At 68.4% G+C, this 15801-nt stretch carries 14 protein-coding genes; 1 reads left to right on the top strand and 13 read right to left on the bottom strand.

Annotated features, from left to right (window positions below; all coding sequences use genetic code 11):
- Positions 1 to 194 precede the first annotated feature (194 nt).
- The gene (locus tag KA248_01535) at positions 195 to 1139 is read left to right on the top strand and encodes a class I SAM-dependent methyltransferase (protein ID MBP7828579.1); all 945 of its coding nucleotides are present in this window, start codon (positions 195 to 197) and stop codon (positions 1137 to 1139) included.
- A 9-nt stretch (positions 1140 to 1148) separates the two neighbouring features.
- Here KA248_01535 and KA248_01530 read toward each other — a convergent pair whose 3' ends face one another.
- The 13 genes from KA248_01530 to KA248_01470 all read right to left on the bottom strand — a co-directional run bounded on the left by KA248_01530 (position 1149) and on the right by KA248_01470 (position 15694).
- Positions 1149 to 2123 (bottom strand): glycosyltransferase family 2 protein, encoded by a 975-nt coding sequence (locus KA248_01530; protein ID MBP7828578.1) that lies wholly within the window; start codon positions 2121 to 2123, stop codon positions 1149 to 1151.
- Positions 2120 to 3067 carry an NAD-dependent epimerase/dehydratase family protein gene (locus KA248_01525; GenBank protein MBP7828577.1) on the bottom strand — a complete coding sequence of 316 codons (948 nt, stop codon included), beginning with the start codon at positions 3065 to 3067 and terminating at the stop codon, positions 2120 to 2122. The genes KA248_01530 and KA248_01525 overlap by 4 nt, the downstream gene beginning before the upstream one ends.
- On the bottom strand, positions 3033 to 3740 hold the full coding sequence (locus KA248_01520) for an NTP transferase domain-containing protein (GenBank protein ID MBP7828576.1): 708 nt from the start codon (positions 3738 to 3740) through the stop codon (positions 3033 to 3035). Before KA248_01520 ends, KA248_01525 begins: the two co-directional genes overlap by 35 nt.
- 168 nt (positions 3741 to 3908) lie before the next feature.
- On the bottom strand, positions 3909 to 4886 hold the full coding sequence (locus tag KA248_01515) for a GDP-mannose 4,6-dehydratase (protein ID MBP7828575.1): 978 nt from the start codon (positions 4884 to 4886) through the stop codon (positions 3909 to 3911).
- A 56-nt stretch (positions 4887 to 4942) separates the two neighbouring features.
- Positions 4943 to 6328 carry a hypothetical protein gene (locus tag KA248_01510; GenBank protein ID MBP7828574.1) on the bottom strand — a complete coding sequence of 462 codons (1386 nt, stop codon included), beginning with the start codon at positions 6326 to 6328 and terminating at the stop codon, positions 4943 to 4945.
- Positions 6325 to 7971 carry a methyltransferase domain-containing protein gene (locus tag KA248_01505; GenBank protein ID MBP7828573.1) on the bottom strand — a complete coding sequence of 549 codons (1647 nt, stop codon included), beginning with the start codon at positions 7969 to 7971 and terminating at the stop codon, positions 6325 to 6327. Before KA248_01505 ends, KA248_01510 begins: the two co-directional genes overlap by 4 nt.
- A 31-nt stretch (positions 7972 to 8002) precedes the next feature.
- Positions 8003 to 8962, bottom strand: coding sequence for a class I SAM-dependent methyltransferase (locus KA248_01500; protein ID MBP7828572.1), 960 nt, complete (start codon positions 8960 to 8962; stop codon positions 8003 to 8005).
- The gene (locus KA248_01495) at positions 8959 to 9720 is read right to left on the bottom strand and encodes a glycosyltransferase family 2 protein (GenBank protein ID MBP7828571.1); all 762 of its coding nucleotides are present in this window, start codon (positions 9718 to 9720) and stop codon (positions 8959 to 8961) included. Before KA248_01495 ends, KA248_01500 begins: the two co-directional genes overlap by 4 nt.
- Positions 9721 to 9941: 221 nt before the next feature.
- Positions 9942 to 11093 carry a dTDP-4-amino-4,6-dideoxygalactose transaminase gene (gene rffA / locus KA248_01490; protein ID MBP7828570.1) on the bottom strand — a complete coding sequence of 384 codons (1152 nt, stop codon included), beginning with the start codon at positions 11091 to 11093 and terminating at the stop codon, positions 9942 to 9944.
- A gap of 2 nt (positions 11094 to 11095) precedes the next feature.
- On the bottom strand, positions 11096 to 11854 hold the full coding sequence (locus KA248_01485; GenBank protein MBP7828569.1) for a GNAT family N-acetyltransferase: 759 nt from the start codon (positions 11852 to 11854) through the stop codon (positions 11096 to 11098).
- A gap of 2 nt (positions 11855 to 11856) precedes the next feature.
- On the bottom strand, positions 11857 to 13128 hold the full coding sequence (locus KA248_01480) for a hypothetical protein (GenBank protein ID MBP7828568.1): 1272 nt from the start codon (positions 13126 to 13128) through the stop codon (positions 11857 to 11859).
- 122 nt (positions 13129 to 13250) lie between these two features.
- Positions 13251 to 14654, bottom strand: a complete 1404-nt coding sequence (locus tag KA248_01475) for an MBOAT family protein (protein MBP7828567.1) — start codon at positions 14652 to 14654, stop codon at positions 13251 to 13253.
- A 113-nt stretch (positions 14655 to 14767) separates the two neighbouring features.
- On the bottom strand, positions 14768 to 15694 hold the full coding sequence (locus KA248_01470) for a glycosyltransferase family 2 protein (protein ID MBP7828566.1): 927 nt from the start codon (positions 15692 to 15694) through the stop codon (positions 14768 to 14770).
- Between the last annotated feature and the right edge of the window lie 107 nt (positions 15695 to 15801).

The following is a 15801-nucleotide window of genomic DNA, read 5'->3' as shown; positions in this document are numbered from 1 at the left end:
TGGGTAACAGCAAGGAGAACCTGTGCGGCATCATCAACGTCCAGATCCTTACGCGCGGATTTTGGACCCACGGAGCCCGCGCTTGACCGGAGGGGCAGGGTCTGCCAGTCTACGCCGCCGGCAGGAAACGCTTGCGGGGCGGCAAGCCGGGCAGACGGTCCAGCCGCATGGAATCCTGAAGGGAATCAACGGTCATGAAGGCAGCACACGCGCCGGAGACAGCGCCTTCCTTCCCCTGCCCCGGCTGCGAGGCGACGGCCTGGAAATCCTGGCGACAGGTGGGCGCCTTCCCGCTGTTCCGCTGCGACCGCTGCGGCCTGGTGACCTGGAATTTCACGGACCGCGATCTCCTGGCCATCTATCGCCAGGGCTATTTCAATTCGCCGGTGGAAAGCCAGGGGTACGCCGACTACCTCTCCATGGAAGAAGCCATCCGGATGAATGCCGTCCGGCGGCTGCGAAGGCTGGCGGCCTTTTTGCCGGAGCGCCTCCCGCGGCCCGGCATGCCCGCAGCGACGCCGCCCGGCGCGGGCCCACGCCTGGTCGAGCTCGGCTGCGCGCACGGCTTCTTTCTCGATGAAGCCCGGAAATGCGGCTACCGCGTATGGGGCGTCGAGCCCGCGGAAGACGCGTCCGAACACGCCCGTGCCCGGCTCGGGTTGGACGTCGCCACGGGCACCCTGGCGGATCACGAGCTCGAACCGGGCGCCGCGGACGCCATCGCGCTGTGGGACGTGATCGAACACGTGGACCGGCCGGGCGCGCTGCTCGACCAGTGCTTCCAGCTCCTGCGCCCGGGCGGGGTCCTGGCCCTGTCCACCGGGAATGTGCGGTCCCTGGCCTCCCGCCTGTCCGGCCGCTCCTGGCACCTGTACAACCTGCCCGAACACCTGTTCTTCTTCTCGCCGCCGGTCCTGCGCCACATGCTGGCCAGGAGCGGATTCCAACGCATGACCGTCCGGCATCCCGCCAGCGTGTATCCGTTGAAGTACCTGGAGGAGCGGCTGCGCCGGACGGCCTGGCCGCGCTGGTTCTGGACCCGCTTCCGCCTCCCGCGCCGCCTGCACGGCCTGCCGGTCGCGGTAAACCTGTGGGATGTCAGCGAGGTGCTGGCCGAGCGCCCCGCGGCCCCGCGCTGACGCGCGCGGTTACGAAGCCGGACCGGACGGGGAAGAGTCCCCGTCCGCCTCGCCGCTGAAGTAGATTTCGTCCACGAGATACAGCGGACGATTCTTGGTTTCGGTGAAGACCTGCCCGAGATACTCGCCCAGCACGCCCATCATGACCAGTTGAATCCCGGACACGAACAGGATGAGCGTAAGCGTCGGTAGGTTGGCCGGCGAGCGCTGCTGGCTGAAAAAGACGTAGTAGAGGATGCGCAGGAAGTAGAGGAAGCTGATGCCCGACACCGCGAGCCCGACCAGGCTGATCATCCGGATCGGCACGACGGAGAAGGACAGAATCCCGTCGAGCGCGAACTTGAAGAGCTTCCGCGGCGAGTACTTCGACCGCCCCCTCTCCCGTTCCGTGCTCGTGAACGGGATGCCGATCTTCCGGTAGCCCATCCAGCCCACGATCCCGCGGATAAACCGGGCGCTCTCGCGCACCTGCTTGAAGCCCTCCACCGCCCGCCGGCTCATCAGGCGGAAGTCGGCACAGTGGATGTCCATGTCCACCTCCGTGATGCGGGTCATCAGGGCGTAAAACAGCCGGGACGCGGACCGCCGCATGGGCGAGATGCCCTTCGTCTCCTGGCGAATTGTGTAGACGATGTCGTATCCCTCCCGCCATTTCCCGATCAGCGTGGGGATCAGTTCCGGCGGGTGCTGCAGGTCGCCGTCCAGCATCACCACGGCCGCGCCCCGCGCCAGGTCTATGCCGGCGGTCAGGGCCACCTGGTGGCCGAAATTGCGCGATAAACTCACGACTTTCACCCGGCCGTCGCCGTCCGCGATCTTTTTCAGGAGGGTCACCGTGGGCCCGTCGGATTGGTCGTCCACGTACAGGATCTCGAACGCCAGGCCCGTGGTTTCGAGAACGGCGTTCAGGCGGCGGTGGAATTCGCCGATGATCTCCTCTTCCCGGAACACCGGGACGACGACGGACAGCTCGATGGTTTTCATGGCTCGGAATCCTCCCGGTCGGCGGCGGCCCCGGCCGCCCAGGTTTGCGCGAGGCCCTCGGCCAGCGACGTGACGGGCCGCCAGCCCAGGCGCCGCCGGGCCTTCCGGACGTCCGCGACGACGTCCCTCACCTCGCCGCGGCGGGACCGGCGCCGGCTGGCCAGGCGCAGGACCTTGCCGGCGGCCCGGCCGGCCGCCTCGGCGATCTCGCGCACGGAATGGCTGACCCCGGCCCCGAGATTGAAGACCTCGACGCCGGGCCCCTCGAACCGCGCCGCCCGGAACAGCGCCTCCACGAGGTCGTCCACGTACAGGAGGTCCCGGCGCGGCGTCAGGCTGTCGAGCGTGACCGTCCCGCCCCTCCGTACCTGGTCGAGGATGGCGGGCACCAGGAACCGCGGATCCTGGCCCGGCCCGTAGATGTTGAACGGGCGCACGATGACGACCCGCAGGCCGTACAGGTGCGCGTAGGTCCGGCAGAGCTGCTCGCCGAGATGCTTGCTCCACGCGTACGGGTTGGCCGGCGCGACCGGGTGCTTTTCGTCGATCGGCAGGTACCGTGGCGGCCCGTAAATGCAGGAACTGACGAAGACCAGGCGCGGGATGCCGCGCCGGCGGCAGACCTCGAGGACGTGGAGCGTGCTGTCGAGGTTGGTCCGGAGCATGGCTTGCGGATCGGCCCAGGCGGCGGGGACGTAGCTCACCGCGGCGAGGTGGAAGGCCGCGTCCAGCCCGCGCGGCAGCCGCCGGGTCCGCACGGCGTCCCAGTCGCACAGGTCCAGGCCGGCCCGGGCGTCCCATTCCACGACGCGCGCGCCTTCCGCGCGCAGGCGGCGGACGAGCCGCCGGCCCACGAAGCCCCGGGCGCCCGTGACGAGCGCGCCGAACGGACGCCGGGATCCGGCCGGCTTACCGGCGGAGGAGCCTGCCCTTGATCTTTTCATACTCCGCCTGGGCCTTCGCGTAATCGTCGTGCCGCCCGATATCGAGCCAGTAGTCGCGGCTGACGTAGGCCGCCACCTTCTCGCCGGCGCGCAGGAGCCGCCGCACCAGCTCCGGCAGGTCCAGCGGCTCGCCGGCCCGGATGTGTTTCCGCACGGACGGCTCGAGGAAGTAGATGCCCATGCTCACGTCGTAGTCGAGCCGCGGCTTCTCGATGTAGTCCGTCACCGCCTTCGCGCGGTCGAACTTGATCACGCCGTAGTTCACCGGCTGCACGCGGTGGCTGACCGCGACGGTGGCCGCGGCCTTCTGCTCCCGGTGGAACGCGAGCATCCGGCCGAGCGGCAGCGTGGTGAGCACGTCGCCGTTCATGACGAGGAACGTCCGGCGGAGCCCGCGGATCAGCGAGAGCGGACCGGCGGTGCCCAGGGGCTTCGCCTCCTTCGAGTACGCGATCTTGAGCCCCCACTTGCGCCCGTCGCCGAAGTAGGAACGGATCAGCGCCTCCAGGTACCCGACGGCGAGGACGACCTCGGTGAAGCCCGCGCGCTGGAGCTGGCGCAGGATGATTTCCAGGATCGGCGTCTCGCCCAGCGGCATGAGCGGCTTGGGGAACACCGTGGTAAACGGCGCCAGCCGCGCGCCCTTGCCCCCGGCCAGGATGACGGCTTTCATGGGCAGCCTTCTTCCTCCGCCGCGCGGGAAACAACCCACCCCCGGCCCCTCCGAAGGAGGGGAGATGAAAGGAGGCCCCTCGATCGTAGGGGAGCATTAAAGCAAACGTCCCCTCCCGGGAGGGGGCCGCCGAGTGCGCCACGCCTCGGCGGGGGGTGGGTTCGGCCCTTATACATGATAGAGTTCCGCCTTGTAATCCGCGACGTGGTCGCGCAGCCATGCGATGGTTTCCTCCAGCCCGCGGTCCAGGTCGTAGGCCGGCGCCCAGCCGGTCCGTTCGCGCAGCTTCGCGTTCGCGCACCGCAGGCGCTCGACCTCGCTGGCCTCCGGGCGGACCCGGGCCTCCTCGGCGACGATCTCGACCTCGCGGCCCGCGACGAGCCGGCTGATCCGCCGGGCCAGGTCGCCCATCGAGATCTCCGTGTCCATCCCGACGTTCGTCGCCTCGCCCGCCAGGTCCGGCGCGCGGGCGATCGCGAGGAAGCCCTCGACCGTGTCCTTGACGTAGGTGAGGTCCCGGGTCGGCGCCAGATTACCCAGGCGCAGGGTCTCCGCGCCGCCGAGCAACTGGATGATCACCGCCGGGATGAACGCGCGCGCGGACTGCCGCGGCCCGAACGTGTTGAACGGGCGGACGATCTTCACGGGCAGGCCGAAGGACCGGTGAAAGCTCAACGCCAGCTGGTCGGCCGCGATCTTGGTCGCCGCGTAGGGCGACTGTCCGACGGCCGGGTGCCGCTCGTCGATCGGGACGTACTGCGCGGTGCCGTACGTTTCGCTTGTCGAGGTCACGAGCACCTCGACGCCGCCGAGGTCGCGCGCCGCCTGGAGCACGTTATAGGTGCCCTCGATGTTCGTGCGGATGTAGGCCAGCGGCGAGACGTAAGAGTACGGGATGCCGATCAGGGCGGCCAGGTGGAAGACCGTGTCCACGCCCTGCACCGCGCGCCGCACGGAGTCCAGGTCGCGGATGTCGCCGCTGATCACCTCGACGCCCGCGCCGCGCGGCCGGCGGTCCAGCCAGCCCCAGCGGCCTTGCGAGTTGTAGCGCACGAAGGCCCGCACCTCGTGCCCGAGCGCCGCGCACCGCTCGACCAGGTGGGAGCCGATGAACCCGCCGGCGCCGGTGATAAGGACCTTTTTCATGTCATGAAAAGCTGTGCCAACGGTCCGGCGAAGTCAAGAGGTATGTCGCCGCCCGGTCACGGGGCCCGCCACCACTCCAGGAACGCCTCTTTCCGCCACCAGAAAACGTCGAACAGCGCCTGCCGGTCCAGGCCGTAGGGATCCAGTTCCAGGCGAAGGAGCAGGGTCAGCAGGAACAGCGCCCACGCCACGGCCGCGACGGTGAAGACGGCCGCCAGGACGCGGCACCACCGCGCCCGCAGGCCCGCGTAGAAGGCCGCCAGGGGAAAGGCCAGGAACGGCGTCATGTCCACCAGGTACCGGTTGCCGAACCCGCCGGCCATTTCCCAGATGCGCAAGCTGGAAATCACGAGGGCGTACAGGACACAAAGGACCGCCACGGGCGTGCGGCAGGCGCGCGCCTCGCCCTTCAGGAACCAGAACCCGGGCAGCGCCAGCGCGAAAACCGGAAACCAGGGGAACATCCCCTTGCGAAGTCCGAAGAAAAAGGCCGGCAGTTGCGGCCACCCGAAACTGGAGGCGCCGACATGCTGGTAGGCCTTCACCAGAAAATGGCCGGTCGAATATTTCCACGCCAGGAACTGGGGAATCAGCCATACGAACGCCACGGCGCCCATCCAGGCCACGGCGCCCCGCTGTCGCCAGAAAAAACGAAGCCGCTCCGCCGCCCCGCGAACGGAGGACACGCCGTACAGCGGAACCCACAGCAGCAGGAGAACATTCAACGGGCGGACCAGGTACAACAAGGCCGCCGTGGTGCCCAGGCCCACCGCCAGCGCCCGCCGGTCCGGGGCCTCGTACCAGCGCCGGGTGCACTCCATCAGGACGGCGGTCAGGAAGAATGTGAACGGATGCGCATTCACCGTGAACACGGCCCCGTAGTGAAGCAGGTTGGTTCCCAGCAGGAGCGCGGTCATCGCCGCCAGCACGGCGCCCCGGGAAAAATACCGCGCCAGGATCCTCTTCAGCAGGGCGAAGCCCAGCAGAAAATAGAACACGCCGGCCAGGCCCGCGCCGTGCTGGTAGAAGAAGGAATACCCATCGGGGGCATACCGCAGTTGGAGAAACTCCGGGCCGCCCTTCCAGGGGAAACCGAACCACAGGGTGAGGGCATGCGCCGCCAGGAAGAAAGGCGCCGTCATCAGCGAGACGCCGATGTTGATCGCGTTCAGGTACCGTCCGGTCGGCGGGTACCGCCGCACGTAGGTCCAGTACGGGAACTCCCCGCCGTACCGGACGTCGGCGTCCGTTTCAAAGCTGGGGTCCCCGTACAGAAGCAGCGATGGGAGGTAGGCGTAGTAGCCCGCCCCGTCGGACCGGATGGGGTCTCCGTGGGGCCCGGCGGCGCCCACCAGGCCGTACGCCCACAGCACGAACACGGTCACGATGAACAGGTAGTGCCGGTCCATCCACTCCAGGAGTCGCTCGCCTTCTTGCTTCATGTCACTCCACGATATCCGTGCGGCGAAAGACTTGCCGGACCACGCAGCCCGCGCGGAACAGCGAGGCCAGCGGCTGGTAGACCAGGAACAGCGGAACGCACAGCGCCGCCAGGGGCGCCGACACCCAGGCCCAGAACCGCTCGAGCGGACCGATCCGGCATCCGCGAATCCAATGGTACAAGGCATCCCGCTGGAACGGCATCAACGCGTTGACCAGGGTCTGGGCAAAGACCAGGAAGGAATACCGGGATGAAGTGCCGTTCGCCCAGCAGCCGGTAATTGCGAAGGCCCATCTGGTCCGCCAGGGCCTGGGCGTCAATCACGTGGCGGTGATGGGGCGGGTCGTATCCAAACCACCGCCAGCGGAACAGCCGCTTCAACCAGGAACGGCTGTTGGGATACTCGATCATCACCCAGCCCCCGGGCTCGACGCTCCGGTCCAGGGCCTCCAGGGCCTCCGCGGTTTCCCGAACATGCTCGAACACGTGGAACAGCGCCAGGATGCCGTACCGCCGCCCCTCCTCCGGACCCCGGGCCAGCCACTCCCCGAGGGTGCTCGTCCGCACGTCCGCGGCGGGCGCCAGGCGCGCCGTCTCCACGTCCTGCGCCCCGTGCCGCGACACCACGAACAGCGAGGCCGGCCGGGGCGCGCGCCGGCACAACGCCTCCAGGCGCCGGGTACGCCACCGGCGCAACAGGACCCCGCCCGGCCCGGGCATCGGGCCCGCGGGGGAAGGCGGCGGGGCGGACGCATCGTCCGTTTCGGGCAGAATCTGTTCCGTCCGGCAGTAGGAGCACCGCTGAAGGCTGTAGCGCTGGAAGAAACGATGATAGGAAAAGCGCCCGTGGCCGCACACGCCGCACGCCGGGGAGGACCGCCGCCGCTGGCAGACGACGAACAGCTCGAAGCCCTTGTACACGGACTCGAAATACAAATCGAACTTGCGGATGAGACGCCACGGCATGACGCCGTACGACAGCACCCGCTGCATCACCCCGCCGGTATCCCAGGCGCTCTGCCGCGAGGACGCGAGGGTCCGCTGCAGGTCGTTGCCCGTCGGCCCGTCGTGGCCCGGCACGGGCAGTTTCATGAAGCGCCGCGTCCACAGGTAGACCCGGCGGATCAGCCAGAAGGTCGGAAAGGAGGGATCGAGCACGCGGATCACGCTCCACCCGCTCTGCTCGAGCATGGACACGATGCCCCGCATGCTCAATCTACGCAGGTGCCCGTAGAAATCGTCGTCCACGCCCCACTCATGCGGGTTATACGGGACGGTCACCACCAGCCACCCGCCCGGCCGGACGCGCCGCTCGATCTCCCGCAGCAGGGCCCCGGGCACCGGGACATGCTCGATGACGTCGAACAACAGCGCCAGGTCCAGGCCGGTCTCCTCCTCGGATAACCGGGAGGCATACTTCAGCGTCTTGCCGCCCTCGCGCGCGCCCGAACGCTTCTGCTGCTCCGCGTCGACGGCCAGGTCGTACGCGGTGCCGCCGGCCATGGCCGGTTCGCGGATCAGCACCTCGGAGACGTCGCCCCGTCCGCACCCGAAATCCAGGAACCGCCCCCCCACCCCCAGCAGGGCGACGTTCTCGCGCAGGACCATCAGGAACCGGTCCTTCATGGGCTGGAAGTTCGCCATCGTTCTCCTTGCCTTATTGCTTCACGCTCTTTTACCGCGGCCGGCAGACCACCCGCAACACCGCGCCGCGACCGCCGGCCGCCTCCAGCATCGTAAAGACCGTCGCCGGCACGACCAGGACCGGGGCCCACGCCACGGACGCCGCCTTGGCGCCCGTCGATCCCGGGCAGGAAAACCGCGAGCGCAGCAGGTCGAACAGCAAATCCCGGGGCGCAAGCCAGTGATTCAGCAGCGTCTGCATCGCGCCCATGACACCCATTTCCAAGGACAGGGTTTCGCGACGTTCGACGGAAAAACCGGTTTCTTCGACCAACCGGTCGAGCGCGCTCGGGGGCAACTGGTGCAGGTGCCGCGGCGGATCCAGGTTGAACGCCCCCGCCCCGCCGAGCCGGCTCTGCCAGCTGTCCAGGTTCGGCACCTCGACCACCAGCCGCCCGTCGTCCTTCAGCAGGGCGCGGCAGGTCGCCAGGAGTTCCCGCGGATCGACGACGTGTTCGAGGACATGCCAGATCGTGATGAGGTCGAACGAGCGGTCGGGGAACATGCCGGGCGCGAGCGGCCCCTCGCGCAGCGGCGCGCCCGTCCGCTTCCGGGCCCGTTCCAGGGCGATCCCCGGCAGCTCGAGGCCCATGATCTCGAACCCCAGCGCCTGCATGTGGGCCAGGAACCGGCCGTCCCCGCAACCCACGTCGAGGATCCGGCCGCGCCGCCCCAACCATCGGGCAACCCGGGCGGCCCGGCGCCGCAGGGCCAGGTTGCGCACGGCGTCCAGCAGGGCGGGGAGCTTGCGCTCCCCGGAGCCGTAGTACGCCTCGTCGTACATCGCGGCCAGCTCGCCGGGCGAGGGCAGGGGGTCCAGGCTGTACCCCCCGCAGGCCGCACAATACCGGTAGGATCGCATCACGCCCCGGCTGTCCCGGCATTCGAGGGCCTCCACTCCGCGCGGCTGCGCGCACAGGGGACAGGGACTGGCCTCCGAGGGGGCGTTCACGGGACAAGCTTTCTCCCGCGGGGCCCGAACAGCCGCTCGTCCTTCACCCCGTGCCGGTGGAGAAACAGTTGCAGCGTGCTGCGCACGACGCCCAGGCCGTAAATCACGGAACGCCTGAAGTTGATCGAGGACGCCTCCGCGAAGTACTTCGTGGGGCACGACAGCTCTCCCAGGCGGAACCCGAAGGCCGCCGCCTGGCACAGCATCTGGTTGTCGAACACGAAGTCGTTCGAGTTCTCCTCCAGCGGCAGGGTCTCGAGGACCTTCCGCGAAAACGCCCGGTAGCCCGTGTGGTACTCGGAGAGCTTCTGGCCGGTCAGGATGTTCTGGAACGCGGTCAGCATCCGGTTCGCGACGTACTTGTGCAGGGGCATGCCCCCCGCCAGGGTCCCGCCGCCCAGGATCCGCGAGCCCAGCACCACGTCGTACAGGTCCGAGGCGATCATGTGCGCCATGGCCGGCACGAGGCGCGGGTCGTACTGGTAGTCCGGATGAACCATCACGACGATATCCGCGCCGCGCCCGAGCGCCAGCCGGTAGCAGCTCTTCTGGTTGCCGCCGTAGCCCAGGTTCCGGTCGTGGCGGCGCACAAACAGGCCAAGCTCCTTCGCCCGCGCGACCGTCTCGTCGGTGCTGCAGTCGTCCACGACGATGATGTCGTCCACGACCGCCCGGTCGAGCGCCCGGACCGTCTGCTCCAGCGTCCGCGCCGCGTTGTACGCGGGCATGACGACCGTCACTTTTTTTCCGCTGATCATGCGTCGCTCCGCGAATTCCGGGGACAGCATGCCCCGGCCCGCCGGATTGTCAACCGCGCTATTCCCCCAGCCGCCCCGCAACCATTAAACAAGAGCCGTTTAACCACGAATGGACACCTATACGGAGGACGCTTCGGCAACCGGCGCCCTCACCAAACGAGTGAATGCCGGCCAAGAAGAACCTCGTCGGCATTCGTGTCTGCTCGTGTTCATTCGCGGTTTCATTCGCCGCGTCCTGGATCAAAGGAGCGCACCGCCTCGATGACCTGGTCCTGGTCGGACGCGGCCAGGCTGTTGTAGAAGGGCAGGCGCAGCAGCCGGTCGCTGATGTCCTCGGTGACCGGGCAAGCGCCCGGCCGGCCCCCGAAGCGCCGGCCCATCGGCGACAGGTGCAGCGGCAGGTAGTGAAACACGCTCATGATGCCGCGCTGCTTGAGGTGCGCGATCAGCCGCTGTCGCGCCGCCAGCGAAGGCATCAGGAGATAAAACATGTGCCAGGCCTGCCGGCAATGATCCGGGATGACGGGCAAGCGAGCGCCGACCGATGCGGACCAATCCGCCAGATTCGTCCGATAGGTCTCCCAAATGGCCTTTCGCCTGGCCTGGATTTCCTCGCGCCGCTCCAACTGGGCGAAGAGGAACGCCGCCAGCAGGTCCGACAGCAGGTAGCTGGAGCCGATGTCCACCCAGGAGTACTTGTCCACCTGCCCGCGGAAAAACCTGCTGCGATCGGTGCCCTTCTCGCGGATAATCTCCGCCCGCTCGATGTAGCGCTCGTCGTTGATCAGCAGGGCCCCGCCCTCGCCGCAGGAGAAGTTCTTGGTCTCGTGGAAGCTCTGGGTCGCCAGCGCGCCCAGCGTGCCCAGCCCGCGTCCCCGGTACTGGCCGAAGAGACCGTGCGCGTTGTCCTCGATGACCGGCAAGCCGCGTTCCCGCGCGAGGGCCAGGATCGCGTCCATCTCGCAGCCGACGCCCGCGTAGTGCACGACCACGAGGGCCCGGGTCCGCGGAGTGATCAGCGCCGGCAGCGCGCGCTCGTCCAGGTTGAGCGTGTCGGGCCGGATGTCGGCGAACACCGGCTTCGCGCCGCGCAGGACGAAGGCGTTGACGGTGGACACGAAGGTGAACGACGGCACGATGACCTCGTCGCCCGGCCGGATGTCCAGGAGCAGCGCCGCCATTTCCAGCGCGTGGGTGCAGGAGGTGGTCAGGAGCGCCTTTTTCGCGCCCGGTTCGCGCTCCAGCAGCGCGTGGCAACGGCGCGTGAACGACCCGTCCCCGGAAATCTGGCCCGACCGGGCCGCTTCAGCCAGGTACTCCAGTTCGGCGCCGATCGGATCGGGGCGGTTGAACAGTATTCGATAGGGCGTCATCGTCACACCTTCCGATCCAGATCGGCCATCCACAAATGATGCCAGGCCTGCGCCCGGCCGGTTTTAAAGCCGCAGCCCTGGTACAGGCGCTGGGCCGGGATATTGCGGCCCTGGGTCACCACGGAAACCTGGCGGCATCCCTGCGCGCCGAACCAGCGCAGGGCCGCCCGCACCAGGCCCCGGCCGCCGCCGCGGCCGCGGGCCTGCGCGCCGACGCCCAGCAGGCCGATCTGCCCCTCCCCGGCGCTTCGCAGGTGGCAGGAGACGTAGCCGGCCGCGCGGCCTTCGTGCTCGAAAACCAGGACAGCCTCGGCGCCGCCCGAAAAGCCCTGTCTCAACCAGGTCTCGTAGAGGGCCGCGCAGCGCTCGCGCTCGAAATGCGGGTCGGCGAAAAACCGCGTGTCGGTATGCGCCCCGCGCGCGATCGGCACCAGCGCGTCCAGGTCGGAGGCCCGGCCGGGACGCACGGCCGGCCCGCCCGCCTCGCCGGCCTCGGTGGGCCGCCGCTCGACCTCGCGGTCCAGGGTGACCCGGATATCCACGCAGCGGAACCCGTGGTCCTCCGCAACGGCCAGGCTCGCGGCATCCGCCGTGTCGGCCAGGAAGTAGAGGCAGGCGATCCGCTCCGCCCGCGCCCACGCCAGGACGGCTTTCGCGCCGGCGGCGTCGAGCCGCTCCGGCACGACCCGGGCCACGCGGCAACCGAAGAAGGCCGTGTCCCATTCCAGGAACCGGCACAAGGGTTGTTCGTCGCCGGGCATGGTTACTCCTCCGCCCCCTGCTCCGCCGCCGCGACGGCCTCCAGCAGCGGGCGCACGGCCTTCCAGGTTTCCTCCGCCGCCAGCGCGATGCCCCGCTCGTTCCAGTGCGTGTCGTCCGGCCAGTACAGCAGCTCGCCCTCCGCGGCATGCGCGCGGAACAGGGGCAGCAGGTTGACCGCCGGGATCCCCTCGGCCCGCACGCGCTCCTCGAGTTCGCCCAGGCAGGACGGCGGCAACTCGCGGCCGTCCCGCACGTGCGCCGGGACGAGTTCGCGGTAGACCTGCTCCTTGTCGGGAATCAGCACGACCACCAGCCGGATGCCCCGCCGCGCCATGAAATCGCCCGCGTACCGGATCGCCCCGGCGACCTCCACCAGGTTCCGTTCCGCCGGGTCGCCGATCATGATCTCGACGGCGGGGCGGTACATCAGCATCGGGCGCCCCGCCACTTTCCCCGCGGCGACGAAGACTTCCGGGTTGATCATCCCCAGCAGCGCGTAGCGCAGCCGGTTCCAGGCGCGGCGGGCGAAATGCGCCATCGCCGAGGTGTCGGGCAGCGCGGTTTTCAACTGCGACGGCGCCAGCTCCTGCCAGACCAGGCGCGTCCGGGTCGCTGACCGTTCATAATGATCCGCGGGCCGGATCCCTTTCTCCCGGATGTCCAACTGGTACATCATGCCGGAGAAGGCGTGCCGGATGACGGAGCGCTCGATGAAACCCCAAACCAGGACCCGGGGCGCCCGGCTGACAAACCGCTCGCTGTCCACGAAGCGGACCAGGCTCAAGAACGGCCCCACGCCCAGCATGGCGCGGTTGTACACCGGCAGGCCGGAAATCCCGGCCAGCCGGACGGCGAACATGTTCGTCATCGGATAGCCCGAGGCCATGAAGCTGTCGCCCGCGACGACGACCGGGTGGGCCAGCTCCGGCGGCGCGGGGACATTGCGGAAGCCCGCGGCATCGAGGCTCTCGAATCGGCCGGGCCGCGGCTGCTCAAAACGGCCGGCGAAGGAAGGGATGCCCGCGAGGCGCGTGAGGTCGCCGCCCCGGCTTTCCGCCATCCAGTTGGTCACGAACCGTTCGTCCCCGACGGCCAGCGCCTGGATCGTTGCGGGCCTGAAGATCAGCCGCTGTTGCCAGCGGAACCGCTGGAAGCGCAGGCTCCAGTCGGCCGCGCAGGCGGCCAGCCAGAGCAGGCCCACGACGGCGGCCACGACCCAGGCCCGGCCCGGCCCCGGCGCGAACGCCCGCTCTTTTTCTTCAAGATGCTGCATGCGGTTCTTTTCCTGCCACCGCCTTACGGCGGCGGCTACCCGGCGGCGGCTACGTAGCCGCGCGCGTCAGCGCGTGGCCTTCGCGGCTCCACGCTCCATGTCTACCCGTGTCCATTCGTGGTTCAAAATTGGAAGTACAGGAACGGCGAACTGGTATTGACCAGGATCGCGGCCACCGAGGCCGCGAACAACGCGGCCAGGAACAAGGCCAGGGTCCAGCCGTTCCGCCACTGGATCTCCCACGTGTTCCGGAACCCGAAGGCCAGCAGCAGCGTGACGGCCAGCATCAGGTACGGCAGCGGGTTCGCCGCCATCGCCGCCCGGACGTGCGCCTCCGCGCCGTTCGCCCCGAACAGGCCCCGGAACATCGTCCGGACCTGCCCCGGCGTGGCGGCGCGGAACAGGACCCAGCCGAACATCGCGAGTCCAAAAGTGACCAGCTGTTGCGCCGCGGCCGGCGCCCACGCCAGCAGGCCCTTCTTCCCCGCCGCCCGCTCGATCGCCAGCAGAATGCCGTGGTAGGCGCCCCACAGGACGAAGGTCCAGTTCGCCCCGTGCCACAAGCCGCCCAGCAGCATCGTGAGGAACAGGTTGAAGTACGTCCGGACGGGCCCCAGCCTGTTGCCGCCCAGCGGAATATAGAGGTAATCGCGCAGCCAGCTCGACAGGGTGATGTGCCAGCGCCGCCAGAAGTCGGTGATCGAGACCGCCTTGTAGGGCGAATCGAAATTCTGCGGCATGCGGAACCCGAGCATCAGCCCGAGGCCGACCGCCATGTCCGAGTAGCCGCTGAAGTCGAAGTAAATCTGCATCGTGTACGCCAGCAGACCGGTCCACGCGGTGAACAGGCCCGGCGCGGCCGCCTCGAAGGCCGGGCCGACCAGGGGCGCCACGCCGTCCGCGAGGATCACCTTCTTGGCCAGGCCCAGCACGAAGAACGTGATCCCCAGCGCGAACTTCGCGACCGTGTGCGAGCGTTCGATCAACTGCTCGGCCAGGTCGCGATACCGCACGATCGGGCCGGCGATCAACTGGGGATAGAGCGCCACGAAACAGGCGAAATCGACGAAGGACCTCGCCGGCCGGGCCGCGCCGAGATAGATGTCGATCGAGTAGCTCATGCTCTGGAACGTGTAGAAGGATATCCCGACCGGCAGGATGATGTGGAGCAGCGGGAGCAGCGGATCCGGAGCGCCGAAAAATGAAAGGGCCTGGTTCACCGTGCGGGCCGCGAGATCGTAGTACTTGAAAAAACCGAGCAGCGAGAGATTCGACACAATCGAGGCTATCATCCACCGCCGGCGGATTCGCGGATCGGCCGAGCCTCCGATCCCTTTTCCCGCCGCGTAATCGATCAGCGTCGAGATCAGCATCAGCGAGCAGAACCGGTAGTCCCACCAGCCGTAGAAGAAGTAGCTCGCCAGCGTCAGCAGCAGCAGGCGCGCGCGCCGGGGCACCAGCGCGTAGTACCCGAGCAGGACCAGGGGCAGGAAGAGGAACAGGAACTCGTAGCTGTTGAAGAGCATGGGTGGAGAGGGATGAAACCTGAAATCGGAAAAGGTCGGCCTGAAGTTTAGTCCCTGTAGATCACGATAGTCCGCGCGATGGTTCGCGATGGCGCTTCATCCGGCGAGGTTCATCACCCGTGTACATTTCCCGTATCATACGCTTTTCCAAGGGCCTTGTCTTCCCGGATGAGCGCGGCGACCCGGCGCCACGCCTTGCGCGGCATGGGTCGGCGGCGCCTCATCGCGGCGAAGCCCTGGGAAAACCCCTGGAAGAAAAAGCGCCACTGCTTGTCCTCCGCGGCCTCTCGCGCAAAATGCATGCTCCGGGAGACGGCACGCAGAAGGTTATGGGGGAAGGGAAATAGTTCAAGCGGAATCCACAGCCCGTTCCGCACGACCATGGCAAACTGCTCGCCCTGCCGGCCCACCGGGTTGAAGGCATGAACGACCTTGATGGCGGGCACGTACACCACGCGAAAGCCGGCCCCCAGCACCTGGAACGCGTAGTAATGATCCTCCTGGCCGTACGGCGAGAAATGCTCGGCGAAGCCCCCGATGCGCTCGAACAGCTCGCGGCGCGTGGCAAACGCGCAGCCGTCCAGGCGGATGGTGTCGAACCGGCGCTCGCGCCACTCGGAGGCCGGCCGCGCGAACGGCCACATGAGATGGCGGTCCGGGCGGAGCACCTCGGCCCCCACGACCCCGACGCCGGGCTCGTTCTCGAAAACGGCGGCAACGAGGTCCAGTCCGTCCCGGGTTTCGATGACGGCATCGCTGTCCAGCGAAAAGAGAATCCGTCCCCGGGCCGCGGCAAAGGCCCGGTTGCGGCCGCCGGCCACGCCGTAGTTGCGCTCGCTCCACACCAGGCGGACCCGGGGATCGGACGCGAAGGCGTCGGTCAACACCTCGCGGGACCCGTCCGTCGAGGCGTTGTCCCACACGACCACCTCGAGGTCGGCACAGGACTGGCCGAGCACGGAACGCACCGCCTGCAGGGTGTCTTCCGGCCTGTTCCAGTTCAGGATGACGACACTGATATGGGGCGATTCCGCCGGCATGGGTGAGACATGTAGCAGGGCGAAGGGAGAAAGACAACACGGTCGCTCGGCGCCACCGGCTTACGCCGGCGGCTACCGGGACGGCGGCCCCGGGAAAGAAAAAAGGG

The organism is Kiritimatiellia bacterium, from assembly GCA_018001225.1.
In the GTDB taxonomy this organism is placed as follows: domain Bacteria; phylum Verrucomicrobiota; class Kiritimatiellia; order CAIQIC01; family JAGNIJ01; genus JAGNIJ01.
This window is presented reverse-complemented; position numbering and strand designations above follow the sequence as displayed.

Coding starts and splice junctions, on each gene's coding strand:
- KA248_01470 (MBP7828566.1), bottom strand. CDS start 15,694: ATGCCGGCGGAATCGCCCCATATCAGTGTCGTCATCCTGAACTGGAAC.
- KA248_01485 (MBP7828569.1), bottom strand. CDS start 11,854: ATGCCCGGCGACGAACAACCCTTGTGCCGGTTCCTGGAATGGGACACG.
- KA248_01520 (MBP7828576.1), bottom strand. CDS start 3,740: ATGAAAGCCGTCATCCTGGCCGGGGGCAAGGGCGCGCGGCTGGCGCCG.
- KA248_01525 (MBP7828577.1), bottom strand. CDS start 3,067: ATGAAAAGATCAAGGGCAGGCTCCTCCGCCGGTAAGCCGGCCGGATCC.
- KA248_01495 (MBP7828571.1), bottom strand. CDS start 9,720: ATGATCAGCGGAAAAAAAGTGACGGTCGTCATGCCCGCGTACAACGCG.
- KA248_01515 (MBP7828575.1), bottom strand. CDS start 4,886: ATGAAAAAGGTCCTTATCACCGGCGCCGGCGGGTTCATCGGCTCCCAC.
- KA248_01530 (MBP7828578.1), bottom strand. CDS start 2,123: ATGAAAACCATCGAGCTGTCCGTCGTCGTCCCGGTGTTCCGGGAAGAG.
- KA248_01510 (MBP7828574.1), bottom strand. CDS start 6,328: ATGAAGCAAGAAGGCGAGCGACTCCTGGAGTGGATGGACCGGCACTAC.
- KA248_01480 (MBP7828568.1), bottom strand. CDS start 13,128: ATGCAGCATCTTGAAGAAAAAGAGCGGGCGTTCGCGCCGGGGCCGGGC.
- KA248_01535 (MBP7828579.1), top strand. CDS start 195: ATGAAGGCAGCACACGCGCCGGAGACAGCGCCTTCCTTCCCCTGCCCC.
- KA248_01475 (MBP7828567.1), bottom strand. CDS start 14,654: ATGCTCTTCAACAGCTACGAGTTCCTGTTCCTCTTCCTGCCCCTGGTC.
- rffA (MBP7828570.1), bottom strand. CDS start 11,093: ATGACGCCCTATCGAATACTGTTCAACCGCCCCGATCCGATCGGCGCC.
- KA248_01505 (MBP7828573.1), bottom strand. CDS start 7,971: ATGGCGAACTTCCAGCCCATGAAGGACCGGTTCCTGATGGTCCTGCGC.